This window comes from Streptomyces sp. NPDC006691 (assembly GCF_042869955.1).
In the GTDB taxonomy this organism is placed as follows: Bacteria; Actinomycetota; Actinomycetes; order Streptomycetales; family Streptomycetaceae; genus Streptomyces.
The window spans coordinates 169,076-193,430 of sequence record NZ_JBIAGW010000008.1 but is presented as its reverse complement, the minus strand read 5'-3'; the positions used below and the strand labels follow the sequence as shown (position 1 = coordinate 193,430).

The following is a 24,355-nucleotide window of genomic DNA, read 5'->3' as shown; positions in this document are numbered from 1 at the left end:
CCCACTCCGGTCGCCCGGGCGGGACCGGCTCCTACTCCGCGACCTCCACGAGCACCGCGTCCGTCTCGACCCCTGCCGCCGTCACCACCCGGACCTCCACCCGCCCCGCCTCGACGTCCACCGGCACCGGCACCGTGAGCACCCCGTCCGTCGGGTTCACGAAGCCGCCCGGCACCGGGATCAGCGGGACGTGGACATGGACCGCGCCGATGCGCACCACGACGCGGGCGAGCCGGTCCGGGGTGCCGGCACCCGGCGGGACGAAGCCGGCGCCCCGGATCTCGATGTCGTCGCCGGTACGGATGGGCGCGTCCAGGTCCCCTGCCTCCCGGGCCCGCACGACGGAGAGCACGACGGGGCGGCCGCCCTCCGCGTACTTCCCGGCCAGGTAGGTCGCGGCGGAGACCAGCACCAGAGCCGCCAGCCCCCAGGGCAGATCCGGGAGTTGATCGGGGTGGCGGCCCAGGCGTACCGCCGCGAAGAGGACGGCGGCCAGGGTCGCCGCGACGTATTGCGCGTCCGCGAAGCTGCCCCGCCCCGCGTCGTCGGTCACGAGGTCGGCGCCGCGCGGCCGGTCGGCCCGCAGCTTCTGAAGGCGCTGGCCCTGGATGCGCAGTGTCACCACCCTGCGGACCACCACCGCGATCGCCGAGGTGGTGAACAGGACCGTCAACAGGCCGCCGCAGTGGGCCAGTTGGAGACCGCTCAGGAGTCGATCGCGCTCGGCGGGATCGGCGGCGGCGACCAGCCGCAAGGTGAGGACCAGGGTCGCGAAGACCGCGAACAGGCCCCAGGCGGCCGCGACCGCCCGCGAGGTCGAGAGGCGGTTGTCCTCACCGAGCACGGGCGCCAGGAGTCCGCCGTGCGCGCGGTGCGCGTGCGCCGCCGCGGTGGCGGGCGCCGCCAACGCGAGGGCGGCCAGGAGTCCCGCGGTGCGGGCGGGCGTCCAGCCCGCACCGATCGCGGTCGCCGACTCGGCCAGCGAGAGCACGACCACGCCGCCCCAGACCGTGCCGAGGGTGCCCCACCAGACCCGATCGGGCCAGGCCCGGCCCGCTGCCCGGCCGCGCTCGGCGACCGTCCGCGCGGACTGGGTCAGCTCGTCGGAGACCCACTGGCGCGACGCCCCGGCGGAGTGGGCGAGCGCGGCGGGCAGCCCCTCGCCCGCGGCGAGTCCGTCCCGCTTGGCGAGGAACTCCGCCACCGCGCGCCGGTGCCCGTCGCGCGCGCCGTGCGCGCAGTCACCTCCGCATTGCCGAGCCTCCTGCACTGCCACCGGGCACTCCGTCCATACGCCACATCCCTTGAACCGTCAGGGAATTGTCGCTCACCGAAACCTCCCACCGGCCGGTACTGCGCGGCCCGGGGGGTGATTGACGCACCATCGAATTGACGTACTACGACAGAAGTTCGGGCTCCGCGCGGCTGATCTGCCGCCACAGCGGCTGGTAGTTGATCCAGGCCACGAGATCACTGCCGAGCTGGTCACGGGTGGCCACCGCGTCCCGTCGGTCGATGAGTACGGGCTTGCCGGCCGCCCGCGCCGCGAGCTGCACCTTCGCGCACCGCTCCATCGAGATGAACCACCAGGCCGCCGCGTCCACCGAGTCCCCGACGGTGAGCAGCCCGTGGTTGCGCAGCACGACGGCCTTGTGTGAGGCGAGCGCCGCGGCGATCCGCCGGCTCTCCTCGGCGTCCACGATCACCCCGGTGTAGGCGTCGTACACCGCGTGGTCCTCGAAGAAGGCGCAGGCCTCCTGCGTGTACGGCTCGACGAAGTCACCGAGCGCCGCGAGCGCCCTGCCGTACGTGGAGTGGGTGTGGACGACGGCCACGGCGTCCGGGCGGGCCCGGTGCACCTGGGCATGCACGGTGAACGCGGCCTGGTTGACGTGGTGACCGCCCTGGACGACCTGCCCCTCCCCGTTGACCAGGACCAGCTCCCCCGCGGTGACGTGGGCGAACGGCACCCCGAACGGGTTCACCCAGTAGCAGTCGGCCAACTCCGGGTCGCGCGCGGTGACATGGCCCGAGACGCCTTCCTCGTACCCGAACCGGGCGAACAGTCTCAGCGCCCCCGCGAGCCGCTCCTTGCGGTGCTGCCGCTCCTGGGCGGGGTCGTCGTGCACGGGCGGCAGATCGAACCGCAGCTGGTCCACCGGTATCGGCTCGGGCATCTCAGTCATGGCCGGAAGCTACCTCGCGTTACCGCAGGTGAACAGAGTCGTGCGGGCGTCGGTGACAACGGCGACGGGCGGCGCCCGCACCCGGGGCCGACGGCGACGGCGCCGCCCCCGGATACGGGGACGACGCCGTCGGTGTCGCTGAGCCGGTGGGGACTACTCCCACTCGATGGTGCCCGGCGGCTTGCTCGTCACGTCGAGGACGACGCGGTTGACGTCGGCGACCTCGTTGGTGATGCGGGTGGAGATCTTCGCGAGCACGTCGTACGGCATCCGCGTCCAGTCCGCCGTCATGGCGTCCTCGGAGGAGACCGGGCGCAGCACGATCGGGTGGCCGTAGGTGCGGCCGTCGCCCTGGACGCCCACCGAGCGCACATCGGCGAGCAGCACGACCGGGCACTGCCAGATCTCGCGGTCCAGGCCGGCCGCGGTCAGCTCCTCGCGGGCGATCGCGTCGGCCTCGCGCAGCAGGTCCAGACGCTCCTTGGTGACCTCGCCGACGATGCGGATGCCGAGGCCGGGGCCGGGGAAGGGCTGGCGCTGGACGATCTCGTCGGGCAGGCCGAGCTCCTGGCCGACCATGCGGACCTCGTCCTTGAACAGCTTGCGCAGCGGCTCGACGAGTTCGAACTCGATGTCGTCGGGCAGGCCGCCCACGTTGTGGTGCGACTTGATGTTCGCGGTGCCGGTGCCGCCGCCGGACTCGACCACGTCCGGGTACAGCGTGCCCTGGACGAGGAAGGCGACCTCGGGGCCGTCCTCCTGGAGGATCTCCAGCTGGGCCTGCTCGAAGACGCGGATGAACTCGCGGCCGATGATCTTCCGCTTGGTCTCCGGGTCGGAGACGCCGGCGAGCGCGGTGAGGAATCGCTCCTGCGCGTCGACGACCTTCAGCTGGACGCCGGTGGCGGCCACGAAGTCCTTCTCGACCTGCTCGGTCTCGCCCTTGCGCATCAGGCCGTGGTCGACGTACACGCAGGTCAGCTGGGAGCCGATGGCCTTCTGGACGAGGGCCGCGGCGACCGCCGAGTCCACGCCGCCGGACAGGCCGCAGATCGCGCGCTTGGAACCGACCTGCTCGCGGATCAGGGCGACCTGCTCCTCGACGACGTTGTGCGTCGTCCACGTCGGCTCGATGCCCGCGCCGCGGTAGAGGAAGTGCTCCAGGATCTGCTGGCCGTGCGTGGAGTGCAGCACCTCGGGGTGGTACTGGACGCCGTAGAGCTTCTTCTCGTCGTTCTCGAAGGCGGCGACGGGGACGACGTCCGTGGAGGCCGTGACCGTGAAGCCCTCGGGGGCCGCCGAGCAGGCGTCGCCGTGCGACATCCACACCGACTGCTCGGCCGGGGTGCCCTCGAAGAGGGTGGAGCCCTGCTGGGAGACGGTCAGCGGGGTGCGGCCGTACTCACGGGCGCCGTTGTCGTCGACCGTGCCGCCGAGCGTGGTCGCCATCAGCTGGAAGCCGTAGCACATGCCGAAGACGGGGACCCCGGCCTCGAAGATCGCGCGGTCCAGGCGCGGGGCGCCCTCGGCGTACACGGAGGACGGGCCGCCGGAGAGGATGATCGCCTTGGGGTTCCTGGCCAGCATCTCGGCCACGGGCATGCTGCTCGGGACGATCTCGCTGTAGACCCGGGCCTCGCGGACGCGGCGGGCGATGAGCTGGGCGTACTGCGCGCCGAAGTCGACAACCAGGACGACGTCCGGGTTGCTGTCGGGCGCGGCTGCGGAGGGTGCTGCTGGCACGGGTGGCGGCCTTCCGGCGGTGGGAGGGGGTCGGTTTTGTCGATTCTACCGGGGCGCACGGGTCCGGCTTCGTCTCACCATCCGAACCCGGATTGGCCCGGTTCCGGGGCGTCGGTCCATACTGTCCGCATGCGCGAGCACCAGACCTTCGTCTTTACCTATGGCACCCGGCCCGCCGGGCGCCATGGTCGTGCTGCTTGAGCAACTGACAAGCGACTTCCACTGAGCGCCCCGGGCCGACAAGGCCCGGGGCGCTCAGTGGTTTCCGGTCCTTGCCGATCCGGGGCCCGCATCCCTCACGAGGAGCCCCCATGAGCATCTCCGTCACCGAGAAGACCGGCGCCCGCCCCGACGAGGCCGCCGCCGTGATCACCGGCGCGCGCGAGCGCATCGACGCGCTCGACGACCGCATCATCGGTCTCGTCCAGGAACGCATGGCCGTCTCGGCGGTCATCCAGGAGTCCCGGATCGCCTCCGGCGGCCGCCGGGTCAGCCTGAACCGCGAGATGGAGGTCCTGGCCCACTTCAGCGACGCGCTCGGCAGGCCCGGCACCGCCCTCGCGATGACGCTCCTGGAGCTGTGCCGGGGCCGTATCTGAGTTCGGGCGCTCCTCACCCGTACGGCGCCGTGACCGTGCCCGGCCCGGCTTCGTTGGTGGGGTGTCCGTGCCAGCCAGGGGCGGGCCCGAAAAAACCACGCGTGGCTCCGCTGGGGCGTGTGACGCATCGCAAGTGCGTCGTGGGACCTCGCCCCGGCGTGTGTGACCGGACGGCAGGGGACAGCAGCCCGGTCACCCCATAAAGGCGGTCGGTTCCGGGGACGCCCGGGACCGGCCGCATCCGGTCCAAACGGTTGCGCCGGGCGCGGCCCATCCAGCACGATGCGAAGACAAGTCCCTTGCCCCGTACACCCGTTGCCAGGGGCCGACACCACTCGCGCGTCCCGCACGCGCCGGGTCGGCCACCCGGCACACCAGTCCAGCGGCGCACCCCCCGGCGCCGCCCCCGCGGCACCGACGCTGCCCTGACGTCGGTGCTGACGGCCCAGGGCCCCGCAGGCCGCCCGTACACACCCCGTACGGGCCGAACCGCGGGGCCCTTCGCCTGCGTCGGCGATGGCTCCGTGCGAAGCCTCTCCGCAACTCGCCCTGCCCATAGGCCAGTTGATGCTCCGGCTCAGGTACGGCTGGCCGTGCCGCAGTCCTCCGAGCGGTCCGCGCCCACGGGCTTGCTGCGGTCGTACGGGTCGACGGCGGGGCCGCTCGGGGTGGGACCGGAGGGGGTCTCGTCGGCGAACTCGGGGTTCAGATAGCCGTCGTAGACGCCGCACCGCGAGTTGGCGCTGTCCACGTCGTGCCGGGCGATCCAGAGCTTGTCCGGGGTGATCCGCGTGACGGACGGGTCGGTGACGTCGACGTCGAGGACGCGGCGGACGATCGTGCGGGCCACCTCCGTCGAGCCCGGCGCCGCCTTCACCAGCGGGTAGACGAAGGTGTAATCGGCGTGCACGACGACCCCGCCGTCGGACCCCTTGTCGAACGTCATGCGGCCGCGGGTCTTGACCACGTCACCGACGAGCTTGACCTTCTTCGGGTCGAAGCGGGAGACCAGCTCCAGCGGGTCGTGTTCCTTGTCCGGCTTGACCAGGCCGGTGTCGAACTGGTCGAGGAGTTCCTTGTCCAGCGGGTCGATGAGGCCGAGGGCGGTCTCCGGGCGCTCGCCGCGCAGGGTGGCCGGGGACAGGTTCGACTCGATCAGGAAGGTGCGGGTGGCGGCCAGGGCCGCGGCGACCCGCTCCTTGGAGATGCCGCCGAGCGCGGTGGCATCGGGCAGCTGGATCCCGGCGGCGCCGTCCGCGTACTGCATCGCGGGCGAGCCGCGGAAGGGCTCCTTCAGGGTGGGCCGGTCCGGGTCGAAGGAGGGCGGGGCGGCCGTCGGGGCCGCGGTCTCCGCCGGGAGCGGGGCAGCCGCGGTATCGCCGGAGCCGTCGCCGCCGGTCACCACGGACAGGGCCCGGGACGGATTCAGAGCCACCAGCAGGACGGCCGCGGCGAGGAAGACGCCGAGCACGCCCCTCATGCGGCGCTTGCGGGCGGCCCGCCGCCCGTTCATCTCCTGCCAGGCCGGACCGGTCCGCCAGCCCGCCGGCTCGGCGGGGCGGCGCTCACCCCTCCCCCAGCGCTTGCCCGTGCGGCCGCGGACCCCGGCGGCCCCGGCCGCCTCCCGCTCCTTGCGCAGCCGGTCGGTCACCATGCGGGCCCGGGCCGAGGGCTCCTTGGGCGCGGATGCCCGGATGTCCAGCTCGGTGTCGCGGATGAACCGCTCCCACACCTCGTCCGGCACCGAGTCGTCGCTCGACGACTCCTTCGAGACCGGCGGCTTCTCGCTCACTTCTGATGACCCCTCTTGACATGCACTGGGCGGCACACGCCGCGGCAGCGGTTCGACCCGCGGAGCGGGCCGATGGTTGCCGCGGGAGAGGAGTGGTGTGGATCACATAAGGATTTCGTGAAGGCGGGACAACCATTCACAGGAGCCACAGGTCATGCATGTGGAACCAACAGTCCCGCCCGCGTTCCGTTTCCGCCGACGGGGCTCCACCAGGTCTCCGCATACGTGAGAGGCGCTGCACTCGGAGGGGGGTGCAGCGCCTCTTGCGTGTCCGGCCGGCTTTCGATTGCTTACGTGATCGTTTGCTCAAGCGATCGGCGACGGCTCACCGACGGCAAGCGATCGCCGACGGCTCACCGACGGCCCGGATCCGCCGGGACGGTCCGCGCGGCTTACTTCCCCGGCTTCGGCGGGACCGCCGGCATGCCCAGGAACGGGAGCTTGAGCGCGCCGAACGCCTCCGCCGGGACCGCCGGGGACTTCGGCTCGACCGGGGCGAGCCGGACGTAGGCCGCGCCCGGTGCCGGGCGGAGGTCGGCCTCGCCCTTGTTGGGCCACAGCGACATCGCGCGCTCGGCCTGTGCGGTGATCGTCAGGGACGGGTTGACACCGAGGTTCGCCGAGACGGCCGCGCCGTCCACCACCGAGATCCCGGGGTGTCCGTACAGCCGGTGGTACGGGTCGATCACGCCGGTCTCGGCCGAGTCGCCGATCGGGCAGCCACCCAGGAAGTGCGCGGTGAGCGGGGTGCCCATGAGCTCGCCGACGTTCGAGCCGGCGAAGCCGTTGATCTCCGCGGCGATCGCCGTGGCGCCGTCGGTGGCCGCCCGGATCTGCTTGGGGTTGGGCGCGCCGTGGCCCTGCTCGGCGGTCAGCAGCCCCTTGCCGACGCCGTCCGGCTTGAGGTGCGTGGTGAGCGAATTGTCGAGCGACTGCATGACCAGGCCGATGATCGTTCGCTCGGACCAGCGGTGGTTGCTGATCGAACGTGCGAGGAGCAGCGGGTGCTTGGCCGCGTTGCCGAGCCAGTTGCGCACCCGGTTGACGCCGTAGGGCACCTGGAGGATCGACATGCTGCCCATCGCGTTCGAGCCCTTGCCGTAGCGGACCGGCTCGATGTGGGTGTTCTCGTCCGGATGGATCGAGGAGGTGATGGCGACGCCCCGGGTGAAGTCCACCCTGGCCGCGCCGTGCCGGCTGCGGTAGCGGCGGCTGGTGGTCTGGGCTCCGACGAGCGCCTCGGAGTTGGTACGGGTCAGCTCGCCCAACCGCTTCGAAATGTAGGGGAGTTGACCGCTCGCCTTCATGCGGTGGAGCAGGGTCTGGGTGCCGTAGGTGCCGGCCGCGATGACGACGCGACGGGCCGTGAACAGCCGTCCCGGCGCGTCCTTGCGGTCGGTGGGCAGGGTGGCGACGGCATGGCCGCCGCGCGAGTCGTCGGTCACCGAGACGACGGTCGTCATGGGGTGGACCACCGCCCCCGACTTCTCGGCGAGGTAGAGGTAGTTCTCGTTCAGGGTGTTCTTCGCACCGTGCCGACACCCCGTCATGCACTCGCCGCACTCGGTGCACGCCCTGCGCGAGGGCCCCGCGCCGCCGAAGTACGGGTCGTCAACAGCCGTGCCCGGCCTGGCCTTTGACGTACCGTCACCATCTTCACCGTCGCCGAAGAAGACCCCGACCGGCGCCATGTGGAAGGTGTCGCCGACGCCCATGCGCTGGGCCGCGGCCTTGAGGTGGACGTCGGAGGGCGTCATCGTCGGGTTGAGCCGCACGCCGAGCATGCGCCGCGCCTGGTCGTAGTACGGCGCCAGCTCGTCCTGCCAGTCGGTGATGTCCTTCCACTGCGGGTCGTCGAAGAACTGCTTCGGCGGCACGTACAGGGTGTTGGCGTAGTTGAGCGAGCCGCCGCCGACCCCGGCGCCGCCGAGCACCATCACATTGCCGAGCAGATGGATGCGCTGGATGCCGTACAGGCCGAGCTTGGGCGCCCACAGGTAGTTCTTGATGTCCCAGGAGTTCTTGGGCAGCGTGGCCCGGGTGAAGCGGCGGCCCGCCTCCAGGACGGCGACCCGGTAGCCCTTCTCGGTGAGCCGCAGTGCCGTCACCGAGCCGCCGAAGCCCGAGCCGACCACGACGACGTCGTAGTCGTATCCGCCGTCCTCGTCCGGATTCTGGGCAGGGGGTACCTGGGACATGGCTCTCCTCGTGCACGGGGGGCGGTTGTGAGGGGCGGGTTTTCCTGGCGTGGTCCGGGCGGACCGGGAGCTAGCGCAGGCGCAGGGCCTTCATGGCCTTGAGGCTCCGGGTCATGAAGGCGGCGTACTTCTCGTCGTCCATGCCGAAGGAGGGGGCCAGCGGGATGAGCCGCTGCTGGGCGACGGTCTGGGCCTCGGTGTACTTGAGGATGCCCTCGGAGCCGTGCCGCCGGCCGAGCCCGGAGTCCTTCATGCCGCCCATCGGCGACTGGACACTGCCGTAGGCGGGGGCATAGCCCTCGTTGATGTTCACCGTGCCGGTGCCGAGCCGAGCCGCGACCTCGTGGCCGCGCTTCGCGTCCTTCGTCCACACCGAGGAGTTGAGGCCGTAGGGAGTGGCGTTGGCCCGCTCGATCACCTCGTCCTCGTCCTTGAAGCGGTAGACGGAGACGACCGGGCCGAAGGTCTCCTCGGTGCACACGGCCATCGGCGCCTCGACGCCGTCCAGGATGGTGGGCTCGTAGAAGAGCGGGCCGATGTCGGGGCGGGCCACGCCGCCCGCGACGAGCCTGGCGCCCTTGGCGACGGCCTCCTCGACGTGCCGGGTGACGGTCTCCAGCTGGCGCTCGCCGACCAGGCAGCCCATGTCGGCGCCGTACGCGAGAGAGCGACCGAGCCGCATCGCCTTCGTTCGTGCGGCGAATCGCTCCAGGAAGGCGTCGGCGATCGATTCGTGGACGTACAGTCGCTCGATCGAGATGCAGAGCTGGCCGGCCGAGGAGAAGCAGGCGCGGACCGCGCCCGCGGCCGCCTTCTCCACGTCGGCGTCGTGCAGTACGAGCATGGCGTTCTTGCCGCCCAACTCCAGTGACACGCCCACGAGTCGGGCCGCCGCGCCCTGGGCGACCTCGCGGCCGGTGCGGGTCGAGCCGGTGAAGGAGACGTAGTCGGCGTGCCGGACGACCTCGGGGCCGACGACCGGGCCCTCGCCGAGCACGACCTGGAAGACCTCGGCGGGCAGGCCCGCCTCGATCAGCAGATCGCGTGCCCACAGGGCGGTGAGCGCGGTCTCGGTGTCGGGCTTCATCACGACGGCGTTGCCGGAGACGAACGCGGGCAGCGCGTCGCCCACCGACAGTTCCAGCGGGTAGTTCCAGGGCGCGATCTGCCCCACCACCCCACGCGGCTGGCGCAGTTCGGTGACCTTGGTCAGGGTGGGCACGACGCCGGTGTGGCGCCTCGGCTTCAGATAGGCCGGCGCCTTGCGCCCGTAGTGGCGGGCGGCGACGGCGACGGCCTGCACCTCTTCGTGCGCGTGCAGCCGGGCCTTGCCGGTCTCCAGCTGGATCAGGTCGAGCACCTCGGCCTGCCGGGCGAGGACCAGGTCGTGGAAGCGGAGCAGCACGGCGGCTCGGGCACGGACCGGTGTGGCGGCCCAGGCGCGCTGCGCGGCGCGGGCCCGCGCGAAGGCGCCGGCGACGTCCTCGGGGGTGGACTCGGGCAGGTCGGCCAGCTTCTCGCCGGTGAACGGCGTGTGGTTGGCGGTCCGCCCGGACCCGGCCACGCCCCGGGTCAGCTGGGCGACGAGCTGGCCCGTGACCACGTCGGTGGCGGTCCGCGCCCCGGCTGGTGCGGGGGCGACCGGGTTGGTCCCGGCGGGCGTGCGGGTGGTCGTGGGCGAGGCCTGCGAGTCCGTCATGCGCCGAGCGTATGCCCGCCGGAGCACTTTCGGTACCCGTCGGTAACGGCTTTTCAGGACCCCGAAAACCACGCCAGCGATCACTGGCTGAATAACCGCTGATCAGCGGGTTACGCGCGCCAGAAGCACCCGGGAAGCACGAAGTCCTCCGTGGCGTGGATCTTTCGGCCTAGAGATCGTGGATCTCGAAACCGTCCGCGACCCGGTCGAAGAGCGCCTCGCCGTCCACGGCCGCCCGGCCCGCCGCCGGCATCGACACCCGCAGCCGCCAATAACCCGTGCCCTTACCGGGCACGAGCAGCTCGTGGTAGCGGTAGCGGGTCGGATGCGGCTTCGAGACCTCCGCGTTGGGGGTGTATTCGGTGACGATGTCGTACGCCTTCGCGCCCTGGTGTCGTACGTCGGTGGTGGTCACCTTGGCCCGGGTGAACTCGATGCCGTTCCTGCCACCCTTCTCGTAGTACGTCTTCCAGGCCGCCGGGTCCGCGGGAAGCGTCTGGTGCGTGGTGTCGGTGGCCGGGTCGGGCCGGTCGGCGTAGATCTGGAACACGGCGCTCGGGTCGTCGTAGGTGACGCTGTCGCCCGCGCTGCTCTGGGTGCGCGCGTACTCGTCCGGGACCGTCAGGTCCGCGTGCAGCACCTCGTTCTCGGGCCGCACCTGCCAGCCGGCCGGAAGTCCGCCGCCGCCGAACGGATTCGCCAGGAGCAGGATGAGCGCGACCGCGACCGCGAGCACCCCGCCCCCGAGCCCGAACCGCGCCCCGCGGCTGCTCGCCAGGACCGGCGGCACCCAGCGGCTGCCGGCCGTCGCGGCCGGGGCCGGGGCCTGGGGGTTCAGCCGGGTGGCCGCCGCCGGGTCCGGCGCCGGGTGGGCGGCCGCTTCCAGGGCCGCGCGGACCTCGGCGGCGCTCGGCCGGGCCGCCGGGTCCTTGCGCAGCAGACGCATGACGAGGGTGCCGAACGCTCCGGAGCCACGGGCGGGCACCTGCGGTTCGGCCGAGAGCACCGCCTGGAGGGTGGCCGGAGCGTTGCTGCGCCGGTAGGGCGACATGCCCTCGACCGCTGCGTACAGGACGACGCCGAGCGACCACAGATCGGACTCGGGCCCGGGCCGCCGGCCCAACACCCTTTCCGGGGCGATGAATTCGGGTGAGCCGACGAAGGCGCCGGTCTCGGTCAGGCCCTGCTCGCCCTCGACCTGGGCGATGCCGAAGTCGGTGAGCACGACCCGGTCGCCGTGGCCGAGCAGCACGTTGTCCGGTTTGACGTCCCGGTGCAGGACGCCCGCCTCGTGCGCCGCCGCGAGCGCGCCGAGCACCGCGAGCCCTATTCGGGCGGCCTCGCGGACATCGAGGGTGCCCTCCTGGAGCCGGTCGGCGAGCGACTGGCCGCGCACCAGCTCCATCACGATCCAGGGCTTGCCGTCCTCCATGACGACGTCGTGCACGGTGACCACACCGGGGTGGTCGATACGGGCGGCGGCGCGCGCCTCACGCCGCATGCGCAGATACACGTTGGCCCGATCGCGCTCCCCCAAGTGGTCCGGGACGCGCGGCTCCTTGACAGCGACGTCCCGGTCGACCACCTCGTCACGGGCCCGCCACACGGTGCCCATGCCGCCGTGCCCGAGCCGGCCGACGAGCCGGTAGCGACCGCCGAGCAGCCGGCCGGTGCCGTCCACGGGCTGCTGCCGCGTCGGCTCGTAGCCGCCCGGCCCGGTCGGCGGTGTCTGCCCGCGCGCGGGCTCCGGCGGCGTCTGCTGGTGCGGAACCGGAGCGGGCTCCGGGGGCCGCAGGCTGTAACTGGTGGGCTCGCCGGCCCCTCCCCCATCGTCAATCATGCCCACATCCTGACGAACACCGGCCCCGGCTGCCACTTCCGGCCGGACACGGATGCACGGCTGTGACGGACAACCGCGTCAGGGGCCCGGGGCGAACGAGTCCAGGGCGGTGTCGAAGGTGCGCTTCGCCTCGTCGAGACGGGTGAGGGGGGCCGAGACCCACACGTCGTACATCCGGCCGGAGTCGTCCCAGGACACGTCGTAGGTGTGGCGGGGGCCCTCCGCCCTGGTGAAGCCGTTCCAGGTGAACTCCCACAGGGCCGCGTCGCGTCCGTGGTGGGTGGTCGCGGTGACCTTGGCGTCACGGTAACCGGGGTTGGTGGTGGCCCCGTTGGCGGCGGACTGGCGCATGACGCCGAGCGGGCCGCCGGACACGGCGTTCTGGGTCCGGATGCCGACCCGGAGGGTGCCGCCCGGTGACATGTAGAACACGCGCTGGGCGTCGGTGCTGCGGGTGTAACCGTCCGGCAGGACGATCCCGAAGCCGTCGGGGTCGCGGACGAAGCGGAAGCCGGCGGGCACCGGCGGCGGGGCCTGGCGCGGGGGCGGTGGCGGCGGCGGAGGCGGCCGCCACGACGCGACGGGCGGGGCCGCGGTCCGCGCCGCCCGCTCGGCCGCGTGCCGGTGGCCCCCGCCCCCGCCGAGCGCGAACACCGCGACGGCCGCGCCCGCCCCGGCGAGCACGATCACCAGGGCGGCCCCCACCAGCAGGTTCCGGGCCCCCCAGGGGCGGGCGGCGGGGCTCGGCGAGGCGACCGGGGTCGCGGGAACGGCATCGGCCGGGGCCACCGCGACGACCGGGGGAGCCGGCTGTTCGACCCGCTCGGTCGGCACGTAGCGCGGTGGCGGGCCGCTGCCCGGGTCGGCGAAGGGACGCAACAGCGACGCCGCCTCGACCGCGCCGAGCCGCAGCTTGGGGTCGCGCTCCAACAGGCCGTGCACGACGGGCAGCAGCGGACCCGCGGCCCGGGGCGGGCGGATCTCGCCGAGGACGACGGCGTGCAGGACACCGCCCAACGAGTCCCGGTGGAACGGGGATTCGCCGGACAGGGCCGCGCACAGGAGCGCGCCGAGCGACCACAGGTCCGACTCGGGTCCGGCGCCCGCGCCCTGCATCCGCTCGGGTGCGGTGTACTCGGGCGAGCCGACGAACGCGCCCTCCTCGCTGATCGTGGAGGTGCCCGGCACCTGTGCGATGCCGAAGTCCGTGAGCACGACGCGTCCGCCGTCCTCCTCGATGAGGACGTTCGCGGGCTTGAGGTCGCGGTGCAGTACGCCCCGGGCGTGCGCGGTGGCGAGCGCCCCGAGCAGGGCGACCCCGATGCGCGCGGCCTCCTGGACCCCGACGGGCCCGGCCGAGGCGAGCCGGTCGGCGAGCGAGCCGCCGTCGACCAGCTCCATCACGATGTACGAACGCCGGGCCCCCGGGGGACCCCCGGGGGCGGGCTCTTGGACGACATCGTGGACGACGATCACATGCGGGTGCTTGATCTGGGCGACCGCGCGGGCCTCGCGCAGCGCCGCGGTCGCGGGTACGCCGCTGTCGGGGTGCAGTTCCTTGACGGCCACATGGCGGCCGAGCAGCTCGTCGTGCGCACGCCACACCGTGCCCATCCCGCCCCGCCCGAGCCGCCCGCCGAGCCGGTAACGTCCGGCCACCAGACGGGAGTTGAGGCGCTCCTGACGGTCCTGGGGTTCTTTCGGATCCTGCTCCGCTGTGGGCACCGGGCCCCCCTCGATCTCCCCCGCACACCTGCAAGGGCCCATCATGCCGCACCCCGGGCGGCTCCGGCGGCGTTCGCCGCGGGCGGGAGCGGGCGGATCAGCCCGCGGTCGGGGAAGGGGGCTGCCAGCCCTGGAGCACCGTGTCGAACTGCTGGCGGGTGGTCGCCCAGTCCTCCTCGGGACCCGACATGTAGAGGGCGTACTCGGGCCTGCCGCCGTCCCCGTAATACATCTGGTCGATGGCGTGCCGCTTGCCCGGGAAGTCCTGCTTCTCCACGTAGGTGAACTCCCAGAGGGACGACTTCACCTGGTCGCGGTAGGTGTTGCTGTGCAGGGTGACGCGTTTGTACTGGGGCAGCCGGTCCTTGAGCGACTTCTCCATGTTGAGCATGTGCATGTACGGGTTCTCGAAGTCGGGGAGCTTGTCGACGCTGATCCGGATGCGGTGCTTGCCGTTGTCCGGGGTGTAGTCGATCTCGTTGCCGTCCAGCTGGCGCTTCCAGCCCTTGGGTACGAGCAGGCTGAAGCCGACCGGGTCCTTGACGCGCTGCCAGCCGGCGGGAACCGAATTGTCGCCCCCGCTCGACGGGTGGCCCGCATCGGGGGTGGTGGGCGCCTGGGAGGCGGACGGGGTCCCGCCGTTCGCGGCACCCGAACTCCCGCCGTTCTCCTGGTACTTCATCACCGCGAACCCGGCGCCCACGCCGACCACCGCGGCGAGCGCGACCACGAGCACGGCGGTCCGCCAGCGGCGCCCGCGCGGCTCCGGCCGGCCGGCGAGGGGATCCGGCACGGGCCGCACCGGGGCCGGGGGCGGAAGCGGGGGCGACTGCCTCTCGGTGGGCCCGGTCCGCGAGGCGTCGGCCGAGCGCAGCTCCCGCTCGGAGACCTGACGCGTCGGCACATAGGCCTGGGCGGCCTTGGAGGCCCGGCCCTCCATCGCCTCCAGGAACATCCGCTCGGCCTCTTCCGCCGAGGGGCGCTCCTCCGGCTTCTTGCGGAGCAGCGCGACGATGACGGGAGCCAGCGCACCGGCCCGGTCCGGCACCGGGGGCTCCTCGGCGACCACGGCCTGCATGGTGGATATCGGCGAGTCCCGGCGGAACGGCGACTCGCCCTGCACCGCGGCGTACAGGGTCGCGCCCAGCGACCACAGGTCGGAGGCGGGCCCCGGGTGGCCGCCCTGGACACGCTCGGGCGCCAGATAGTCGATGGAGCCGACGAGTTCACCGGTCTTGGTGATGGTGACGTCGCCCTCGATGGCGGCGATCCCGAAGTCCGTGAGCAGCACCTGCCCGTTGCTCGCGATCAGGACGTTGCCGGGCTTCACATCGCGGTGCAGCACCCCCGCGGCGTGCGCGGCGCGCAGCGCGCCGAGGACGTGCAGGCCGATCCGGGCGGCTTCACGGGCGTCGATGCGATGGCCGTCGGCGGCCTTGACGGCATCGGCGAGCGAGGGCCCGTCGACGTACTGCATCACGATCCAGGGCCGGTTGTCGTGGTCGAGGACGTCGTGCACGGTGACCACGCCGGGGTGGGTGATGCGGGCGGCGGCGCGGGCTTCCTTCTGGGTGCGCGCGTGCAGGATCGCCCGGTCGGCCTCGGCCACGTACAGAGCGGCGGTGAGCTCCTTGACGGCGACGGTGCGGTGCAGCACCTCGTCGTGGGCACGCCAGACCTTGCCCATGCCGCCGCGGCCTATCGCGTCGCCGAGCCGATAGCGCCCGGCCAGCAGCAGTCCTGCGCCGGAGCCGTTCGTGCTGTGAGTGTTTTCCACGTCCCCCGCCCGACCTGACTTTCCTTCGGAGCCAGATTACGGAGCGGAATCCGGCCAGGGAACCTTGGGGCACCCAACCGTGACCATACGGGCCCTTGGTCCCGCAGTGATCAGGCCATTCGGCCCGGCACCGGATCGAGCGAATCCGCCGAATCCCGTACAGGCAGGGCGATTTAGGAGACTGCGGAGCGTGACCAAGCGTCAGCGGGTGGCCCGGTAGGCGCCGGTCGCCTGCCCGAAGATCTCCGTCACCTTGTCACGCTGCGACTCCGGGCCGATGACCTGGACCACGTGATATCGGCCATTGATGATCATGGCGAGATTACGGACGTACACCTGCCGACCACTGCTGTCACGCCAGGTGAACTGCCCTTCGGCCATGACCTGCTGTCCCACCTGGATGCTCCGGAGGCCGGTGGAAGTGGACCAGCTGGAGTCCCGGAACGGCTGAAGTTCGCGCTCCTTGTCGGCCTGATAGGCCAGCGGGTCCGAGCCGTTGTCCTTCACCGAATCTCTACCTGGAACGACGATCAGCGTGAAGTCACCTCCGACATAACGGACTTGCCCGGCGTCGTTCATCGGCTGCCGCTGCCAGCTCCGGTCGACGCCGATCTGGAACCCCTCGTCGTCCTTGCGCACGACGTACCCCGCGGCCGGAGTGGGGCTCGGACCGCCGGGACCGGTGGTCTGCGTCTGCTGGGACGGCGGGGTGCCGCGGGGCGTGGGCACGGTGGAGTCGCCGGGCCGCGCACCGGTCCCCTGCTGCCCGCTCGGGCGGGGCGGGTTGGCGCTTCCGGAGTTCCGCGTGGAGTCGCTCCGGGGCATGAGCAGCACCGCGTACGCGATCGCCCCGGCGAGCAGCAGCAGAATCAGGACGAGCAACAACCGCCCCAGCGACCGCGGTCTGCCGCGCTGCGGGGCAGCCTGGCGGTGGCGGTGGCGCCCGTGCTCGACGGACGGGGTGGCGGCCACGGCGGCCGACCGCCTTCTGCGGCGCACCAGTTCGCCCCGGCGACGCAGGATGGGCAGCCGCTTGGCGTCCGGCACCATCAGTGGGGTGACGCGGGCCCCCGCGTCCGGCTCGGGCGCGGAGCGCACCAAGGAGCGCAGCCAGCCGCGCAGTTCCTCGAACTCGGGCCGCTCGGTCGGGTCCTGACGCAGCAGCGACTCGACGACGGGCCGCAGCGGTCCGCACTCCTCGGCGAACGCGGGTGGCTCGCCGCAGACCATCTGGACCAGCTCGGCCGCGTTGTCCTCGGGGTAGGGGGCGTGGCCCTGCACCGCGCGGAACAGCAGGGCGCCGAGCGCCCACAGGTCGGTGGCGGGGCCGATCGGCGGGGCGAGCCGCCAGTTCTCGTGTATGGGCCCGGCCTGCTCGGGCGCCCAGCGTTCGGTGACCGCGCCGATCACGGCGATCCGGGTGTGCCGGGCCCGCTCGGCGGCGAGCCGGTTGGCCGGGCCGCGGTAGGGGGCGGCGGCCGGGTCGGCCGGGGCCTGGCCGCGGTCCGGTACGGGCGCGCGCTCCCGGGCAGGGACGGGCAGCGGTGCGCTGGGGTGCGGCCGGCGCTGCGAGTCGGCCCGGAAGGCGTCGGCACGGAAGCCGGGGGGCAGGGCGGGAGTTCTGGGCGCGGGCGCATCCGCGGCCGAACCACTCTGCTGGCGCCCGGAGTTGGGGCCCGGAACGTCGCCCCGCCCGCGCGGGCCGCCCGGCCCGGAAGCGGCCGGGCGTGGCGGCCCCGGCCGGTCCTCCGACGGCCCGGGGCCGATCTGGCGCGGGCCCTCCGGCCGCGCTTCGGGCTGCCGGGGCGCGGGGCGCGGGACCCAGCGGCCGGTCACCGGGTCGTACTGGCGGCGCGTGCGGCCGGAGTCCGGCCCCTCCTCGTCGGCGTACGGGCTCGCGATGGCACCGTTCGGCACCCGTACGCCGCGTACGGGGTCGTACATGCCCTGGTCGGCCCGGTCGGCGTGGTCGCTGCGGCCGGTGTAGTCGGTCCCACCGGTGTAGTCGGTCCGGTCGGTCGCGTCGCCGTGGTCGGTCTCCGGGTCGGGGCGCTGGGCCGGGAGCGCGGCGTCCGCGGCGGAGCGCGCCGCCGCGGCCCTGGCGCCCGCGCGGTACGCGGCGACGGCCCCGGCCCGCGCGGCGGCGCCGGGCGGTACGGCGGTGCCGGGCGGCCCGGGGGTCGAACGGGGGGCGGGGGGGCCGGGCGGCTCGGACGCGTGGGGCGGCTCGGACGGTCCGGGTGAAGTGACGTGCGGGGACGGCTCGTTGAGGCCGGGCTGCGTCGATGGCGGGTACGGGGGCGGGGCTTCGCCGAAGCCGTTGCCGTCCTGCGGGAACGGCACCGGGGCGTACCCGCACAGCGCCTCCTCGGCGGCGCCCGCCGCGAGGCCGGTCAGCACGACCCGGCCGTCGTCGCATATCAACACCGTACGGGCGGTGATGTTGCGATGCGTCCAGCCGTGCGCGTGCAGCACCGCGAGCGCGGTCAGCACATCGGAGGCGACCTCCGCCGCGCGGAAGGGGTTCAGCGGCCGCTCGGCGAGCAGAGCGGAGAGCGGCCGGGCCGCTATCAGCTCGCTGACGATCCAGAGCGAACCGTCCTGGGCGAAGACGTCGAAGACCTGGTCGAGGCGGGGGTGATCGGGGATCTGCGCGGCCGCCTGGGCCGCCTCGACGGCCCGGCGCACATCCGGATCCGCGGGCCGGCGCGTGGTCCGCCCGTAACCGGGCGCGGCACCGTAACCACTGCCGGACGTGGCACCGTAACCACTGCCGGACGCGGCACCGTAACCACTGCCGGACGCGCCCCTCATATACGCGTCGGGCGTCCCGTACGGGTCGTCGCCGTCGCCGTCGAGCATCTCGGCGTCGACGATCTCGGGCAACGGGATCTGGCGGACCAGGACTTCCTGCCCGCTGTAGGTGTCGAAGGCGCGCGTCTCGATGAGGTCGTGGCCGTCGTCGGGAGGCAGCGGCAGCCGAAAGCGGTCGGCGAGCACCCGGCCCGCATACTCGTCCACGACGCCTCCCCACAGCGCGCTGTACCCCCGGACCATGGCCCCCGGCACCGCACAACACGCCAATTCCGGTCGATTACCGGCCCATTGTGGCTGCGTACGGTCCGCGAGCTCTCACGATACGTGGCCTTGCCACATCGTGCCCTCGGGATGCCCGTTTACCCCGGACCGGCCGCCCGTAGCCGCCGACGGGGGATCAGGCGGGCTGGAAGGTGGCGAAGAGCGTGGCCAGTGTCTGCTGGGTCTCCGGCTTCGACCAGTCCGCGTCCTTGGCCGAGAACATGATCCCGTACCCCTGGCTGAGGCTGACGACGAAGCCCCGGTCCACGGAGTGGTACCTGGCCCCGCTGTCGTCGTTGTAGGTGAACTCCCAGTCGGCCGCGAGCCAGTTCCGGTACGTCAGCCCGGCTATCTTCACACGCTTGTATCCGGACCTGGTCATGCCGGACTCCTGGCTCGTCCAGTCCGCGACCGGATCCTTCCGCGGGCTGTCGGTCCAGCCGATGAGCAGCCGCTGCCCGTCGGGCCCGTTGAAGCGGTCGCCCGCGTCGTCGGTCTTGCTGAACGACCAACCCGCGGGCAGTCCTATGGAGAAGCCCTGCGCGGACTTGTAGGGCTTGGTGGCGGCGTTGCCGGTGTCGCCGCCCTTGCTGCCGTCGCCGGTACCCGTGTTGTTCCCGGTGCCCGTGTTGTCGTCGGTGCCGCCGTCACCCTTGCCGTCACCCTGCCCGGCCGATGCGCCCTGGCCCGACGGGGTGCTCCCGCCGGACGGCTGCCGACTGCCGCCGGCCTTGTTGCTACTGGCCGGAGAGCCCGCGGCCGCGGGCCCGCTGGAGGCCGACTTGTCGCCCTTGGCCTTGCCCGAGGAGTCACTCCCCGAGCTGAGCGTGATGGCCAGCACCGTGCCGAGTATGGCGAGCGCGGCGACCACCGCGATGATCACCAGGGTGCGGCGCGGCACGACGTCGGTGAGCGGCGCGCGCGGCGGCGGCACGGGACCCGACGGCGCCCCGGACCTCGTCCGCGCGGGCACCGCCTTGGACCGGACGTCCCGCGCCTCGCGGGTGCTCTGTGCCTTCTCCTTGGCGGATGCCTTGGCCTCGGCCGCCGCGTTCCGCACGGACTTCAGCGCGCCGCGCATCCGCTCGGCGGCCGCGTCGGTCTTCGGCTCGCGAGGCAGCGGGATCACCCGCGTCGCCTCGGCGGACACCGGCTCCGGCGCGGGCTCGGGGCGTTCGGGGGCGTTGAGCACCTCGGTGAGCAGCTTGCGCGCCGCGGCGTTGTCGAGCCGCTGCGCCGGGTCCTTGGCGAGCAGCCCGTAGATGACCTGCTCCAGGAGCGGGCCCGCGTTCTTGGGCGGGTCGACCGGCTCGGTCATCACCGCCGTCAGCGTCGCGATCGCCGAGCCCTTGTCGTACGGGGGCACGCCTTCCACGCTCGCGTACAGCAGCCCGCCGAGCGACCAGAGGTCGGCGGCCGGGCCGGGCTTGTGGCCGCGGGCCCGCTCCGGCGAGATGTACGAGGGCGCGCCGACGAGCATGCCGGTGGACGTGATGGAGGGGTCACCCTCCACCTGGGCGATGCCGAAGTCGGTCAGCACGACCCGGCCGTCCTCGGCGATCAGCACGTTGGACGGCTTGACGTCGCGGTGCAGGATGCCTTCGCGGTGTGCGGAACGCAGTACGTCCAGGATGGCGAGGCCCACCTCGGCGGCCCGGCGGGGCGTCAGCGTGCCGTCCTCGCGCACGGCTTCGGCGAGCGACTTGCCCTCGACGAGCTCCATGACGATCCACGGCCGGTCGTCCTCGTCCACGACGTCGTAGACGGTCACCGCGGCGGTGTTGCGGATCCGGGCGATCGCCTTGGCCTCACGCAGGGTGCGCGTGATGAGGCGGCGCTTCTCGTCGTCGTCGATGCTGGAGGGGAAGCGCAGTTCCTTGACCGCGACGGTCCGCCCGAGCGTCTCGTCGACGGCCCGCCAGACGGTCCCCATGCCGCCCCGCCCGAGCACTCCACCGAGCCGGTAGCGCCCGGCGAGCAGCCGCCCTTCGCCGTTCTCCACGAGGGGCGCGGCGGCCTGAGCGGCGGCCTTGGCGGGGCTCGCCTTGGCAGCGGTGGCCGAAGGGCTCGCCTTGACGTCGGCCGGAGCCGCGGAGGCGGCCTTGGCGGCCGGCTTGGCCTCGGCGGCCGGCTTGGCCTCGGCGGCCGAGGGGCGCGGCTTGGTGACCGGCTTGGCGTCGCTCGGGCCGGAGCCCGGCTTGGTGACCGGCTTGGCGTCGCTCGGGCCGGAGCCCGGCTTCGACGCTGACGTGGCGTCAACCGGGCTCGGACCAGCGGTGGCTGCGGCGGAGTTGCCGACCGAGGCCGCGTCCGGGGTGCCGGCGTCCGAGATGCCGGCACTGGTACCGGTACCGGCCTTTTGGGCCTTGCCCGCGTTGCCCGCGTTGCCTGCGCTGCCTGCCTTGTCGGCCTTGTCGGCCGGGCCTGCCTTGTCGGCCGGGGTTGCCTCGGTGGAATGCGTGCTCGGCTTGGCATCGGCGGGCTCGGCGCCGGAGTCGCCGGCACGCGCGCCCGCACCCCCGGCCCCACTAGTACCCGCACTCGTGCCCGGCGCGGCGAACGCCGAGCCGCCGCCCGGCGTGGACTTGGTTCCGCCGGGTCGCGAGGGGGACTTGGCCTTCGGGGCCGAAATGCTCGGCCCGGCATCCGAGTCCGAGGCATCGGACTTGGCCACCGATGCCCGGGGATCGGGCCTGCCCTTCGCGGCGGCTGCGGCCGTACCGGACTTCGCATCTCCCTCCCGGGAGCCCGAGTTGTCCTCGGACGAAGCCGGATTCCGTCCGGAATCGGCCGACTTGCCCGCGCCCGGCGTCGCCGCCGCGTCATCGCCGGATTCGGGCTCGGCGGCCCGGCCCGAACGGTCGGCCGGGGTCGCGGCGCCCGCCGCGTCCGCCGGGCGCCGCCCGGACTTCGTGCCCGCCGCGTCCGAGGCGGACTCTGCGGGCGTCGACGACGCCTCCGGTTCCTGCCGCTCGTCCCGCTGGGGTTCCCGCGACTGCTCCGCCTGCGACATGCGTCCCCTCTGCGATTCCTGATCTTCGCCCGCGCCGGCCTCGGCCCGCGGCCTGCCGCGACCTGCCCTCCGCGACCTGCCCTCGTGGTGGCGGACCGGCTCACCGCTCCGACCTGTCTGTCCTGCCGAGTGCCCGGCCGCACCGGAGCCGTTGTCGAACCCGGCGTCCGCGCGAGGCCCGTAACCCGCCCTGGCAGAGCCCCCATTGTCCCTCACGCCAGGACCGGTGATGGTCCCGGGTCCGAGCCTCCGCCAAGTTGACGGTGAAGGAAGGGACGACCGCCGTGCCGATGCTCCGAGCCCTGCTCGGCGCGGCGACGGCCACTTCCCCGCGGGGGGCCTTACCAAGTCGTTCGTGGCCACCGTAGTACTGCGGTAGGCGGTCGGGGCAGCCCTGGGCTCGGCGACACCGTGGAGCGGTGTTCGCCCGGGCTCGTGCGCGGGCACGGCAACGACGACCGCCACCTCACCCTGCGCTTCTTGTCCTCCCTGCCCTCTCACATCAGCGGTCTCTTCAACTACACGGCGGACAGCCCCGGTCCGGTTCCCCCACTCCCACCCGAACCGTCCCCGCATCCCGCTCCCCCACCTCCCCCGCTCCCCTGTCCCCCCGTGCCTGTCCCCCTACACTGCCCCCGCGCCGGGAGGGGCGCCCTGCGGCCTGAAGGCGCCCGCCCCCTCGAACTCGCGCTCCCCGAAACCGACTTCCGCCAAAAATCCAGGGCGAGGGCGAGGGCGAGGGCTAGGGCGCAGAGCGCGAGGCGCAGGGCGCGGGGCCGCAGGGCGCGGGGCCGCAGGGCGCCAGGACCGAGAGCGAGGCCGATCTCCCTGATCCTCGGCCGACCCGCCCGCGGCCGCGCTGGACGCGCTAGACCGGGGCGATGTCCGGCGCGCCGAGCCGGGCCGCGTCCGCCGTCAGGTCGTCCGGCTGGCGTTGCGACTCCCGCTCCGCCTCCACCCGCTTCTCGTAGTGCTCCACCTCCTTGTCGATCTGCTTGCTGTCCCAGCCGAGCACCGGTGCCATCAGCTCCGCGCACTCCCGCGCCGAGAGCGTGCCCCGGTCGAAGGTCTCGATCGAGATGCGGGTGCGCCGGGTCAGTACGTCGTCCAGGTGCCGGGCCCCCTCGTGCGAGGCGGCGTAGACGATCTCGGCGCGCAGATAGTCGTCGGCCGCGGCGAGCGGTTCGCCGAGCGTGGGATCGGCGGTGATCAGCTCCAGGAGGTCCTCGGCCATCGAGCCGTACCGGTTCAACAGGTGCTCCACGCGCACCACATGGAGCCCGGTCCTGGCCGCGATCCTGGCCCGGGTGTTCCACAGCGCCTTGTAGCCCTCGGCACCGAGCAGCGGAATGTCCTCGGTGACACAGTCCGCCACCCGCTGGTCGAGCGCGTGCACCGCCTCGTCCACGGCGTCCTTCGCCATCACCCGGTACGTCGTGTACTTGCCGCCCGCGACGACCACGAGCCCCGGCACCGGATGCGCGACGGTGTGCTCGCGCGAGAGCTTGCTGGTGGCGTCGGACTCCCCGGCGAGGAGCGGTCGCAGACCGGCGTAGACGCCCTGGACATCGTCCCGGGTCAGCGGCACCGCGAGCACCGAATTGACGTGTTCCAGCAGGTAGTCGATGTCGGCGCTGGAGGCGGCCGGGTGGGCCTTGTCGAGGTCCCAGTCGGTGTCGGTGGTGCCGACGATCCAGTGCCGGCCCCAGGGGATGACGAAGAGCACGGACTTCTCGGTCCGCAGGATCAGCCCGCTGTTCGAGTGGATCCGGTCCTTGGGGACCACCAGGTGGATGCCCTTCGAGGCGCGTACGTGGAACTGCCCCCGCTCGCCGATCAGGGCCTGGGTGTCGTCGGTCCACACACCCGTCGCGTTCACCACCTGCTTGGCGCGGACCTCGTACTCGCCGCCCGCCTCGCCGTCCTGCACCCGGGCCCCGACCACCCGTTCGCCCTCGCGCAGGAAGCCCACGACCCGGGCCCGGTTGGCGACGTGGGCCCCGTAGGCCGCGGCGGTGCGCACCAGGGTGGTCACATAGCGGGCGTCGTCCATCTGGGCGTCGTAGTACTGCAACGCTCCGACCAGCGCGTCCTTCTTCAACGCGGGGGCGACGCGCAGCGCGTGGCGGCGGCTCAGATGACGGTGCGTCGGCAAGCCCCTGCCGTGGCCCGAGGAGACGGACATCGCGTCGTAGAGCGCGACGCCCGAGCCCGCGTACAGCCGCTCCCAGCCCTTGTGCTGCAACGGGTAGAGGAACGGGACGGGCTTCACCAGGTGCGGGGCCAGCCGCTCCAGCAGCAGCCCGCGCTCCTTGAGGGCCTCGCGCACCAGGGCGAAGTCGAGCATCTCCAGATAGCGCAGCCCGCCGTGGATCAGCTTGCTGGAGCGGCTGGAGGTGCCCGATGCCCAGTCCCTCGCTTCGACCAGACCGGTGGCCAGGCCCCGGGTCGCCGCATCGAGGGCCGTGCCCGCTCCGACCACCCCCGCGCCCACGACCAGCACGTCCAGCTCGCGTTCGGCCATGGCGGCGAGCGCCTGTGCGCGCTGCTCGGGTCCCAGTGTCGCTGTCCTCACGGCTTGCCTCCCGTGGATCGGGGTGGTCGCGCGGACCGGGTGGTCCGGCTCACACCCTCGATTCTGGACGGGACCACCGACATCGGCCACCGCCTGTGGACAACACTCGGCTTGCCGGGCCCGCGCAATG

At 73.0% G+C, this 24,355-nt stretch carries 13 protein-coding genes; 1 reads left to right on the top strand and 12 read right to left on the bottom strand.

Annotated elements, in window-relative coordinates:
• Positions 1-31 precede the first annotated feature (31 nt).
• The 3 genes from ACFYNP_RS20085 to guaA all read right to left on the bottom strand — a co-directional run bounded on the left by ACFYNP_RS20085 (position 32) and on the right by guaA (position 3,929).
• Positions 32-1,276 (bottom strand): hypothetical protein, encoded by a 1,245-nt coding sequence (locus ACFYNP_RS20085; protein WP_388786840.1) that lies wholly within the window; start codon positions 1,274-1,276, stop codon positions 32-34.
• 121 nt (positions 1,277-1,397) lie between these two features.
• Positions 1,398-2,186 (bottom strand): class II aldolase/adducin family protein, encoded by a 789-nt coding sequence (locus ACFYNP_RS20080; RefSeq protein ID WP_100578184.1) that lies wholly within the window; start codon positions 2,184-2,186, stop codon positions 1,398-1,400.
• Between the two features lie 153 nt (positions 2,187-2,339).
• Positions 2,340-3,929 (bottom strand): glutamine-hydrolyzing GMP synthase, encoded by a 1,590-nt coding sequence (gene guaA, locus ACFYNP_RS20075; protein WP_388405756.1) that lies wholly within the window; start codon positions 3,927-3,929, stop codon positions 2,340-2,342.
• 311 nt (positions 3,930-4,240) lie between these two features.
• On the opposite strand from guaA, the gene ACFYNP_RS20070 reads away from it, so the two are divergent.
• Positions 4,241-4,528 (top strand): chorismate mutase, encoded by a 288-nt coding sequence (locus tag ACFYNP_RS20070; protein WP_388786837.1) that lies wholly within the window; start codon positions 4,241-4,243, stop codon positions 4,526-4,528.
• Between the two features lie 577 nt (positions 4,529-5,105).
• Here the strand turns inward: ACFYNP_RS20070 and ACFYNP_RS20065 are convergent.
• From ACFYNP_RS20065 to ACFYNP_RS20025, 9 genes are all read right to left on the bottom strand, one after another.
• The gene (locus ACFYNP_RS20065) at positions 5,106-6,320 is read right to left on the bottom strand and encodes a hypothetical protein (protein ID WP_388786835.1); all 1,215 of its coding nucleotides are present in this window, start codon (positions 6,318-6,320) and stop codon (positions 5,106-5,108) included.
• Positions 6,321-6,712: 392 nt separating this feature from the next.
• A complete protein-coding gene (locus ACFYNP_RS20060) occupies positions 6,713-8,518 on the bottom strand; it encodes a GMC oxidoreductase (RefSeq protein ID WP_388786832.1) in 1,806 nt (601 codons plus the stop codon).
• 70 nt (positions 8,519-8,588) lie between these two features.
• Entirely contained in the window at positions 8,589-10,217 is a 1,629-nt protein-coding gene (locus ACFYNP_RS20055; protein WP_388786830.1) for a succinic semialdehyde dehydrogenase, read from the bottom strand.
• 169 nt (positions 10,218-10,386) lie between these two features.
• Entirely contained in the window at positions 10,387-12,057 is a 1,671-nt protein-coding gene (locus ACFYNP_RS20050) for a serine/threonine-protein kinase (protein ID WP_388786827.1), read from the bottom strand.
• A 78-nt stretch (positions 12,058-12,135) separates the two neighbouring features.
• A complete protein-coding gene (locus ACFYNP_RS20045) occupies positions 12,136-13,782 on the bottom strand; it encodes a serine/threonine-protein kinase (RefSeq protein WP_388786824.1) in 1,647 nt (548 codons plus the stop codon).
• Positions 13,783-13,879: 97 nt separating this feature from the next.
• Positions 13,880-15,517: a serine/threonine-protein kinase gene (locus tag ACFYNP_RS20040; RefSeq protein WP_388787023.1), complete on the bottom strand. Its 1,638-nt coding sequence runs from the start codon at positions 15,515-15,517 to the stop codon at positions 13,880-13,882.
• A gap of 243 nt (positions 15,518-15,760) precedes the next feature.
• A complete protein-coding gene (locus tag ACFYNP_RS20035) occupies positions 15,761-18,580 on the bottom strand; it encodes a protein kinase (protein ID WP_388786821.1) in 2,820 nt (939 codons plus the stop codon).
• A gap of 193 nt (positions 18,581-18,773) precedes the next feature.
• Positions 18,774-21,650 carry a protein kinase gene (locus ACFYNP_RS20030; protein WP_388786819.1) on the bottom strand — a complete coding sequence of 959 codons (2,877 nt, stop codon included), beginning with the start codon at positions 21,648-21,650 and terminating at the stop codon, positions 18,774-18,776.
• A gap of 868 nt (positions 21,651-22,518) precedes the next feature.
• Positions 22,519-24,225: a glycerol-3-phosphate dehydrogenase/oxidase gene (locus ACFYNP_RS20025; RefSeq protein WP_388405733.1), complete on the bottom strand. Its 1,707-nt coding sequence runs from the start codon at positions 24,223-24,225 to the stop codon at positions 22,519-22,521.
• Positions 24,226-24,355: the final 130 nt, after the last annotated feature.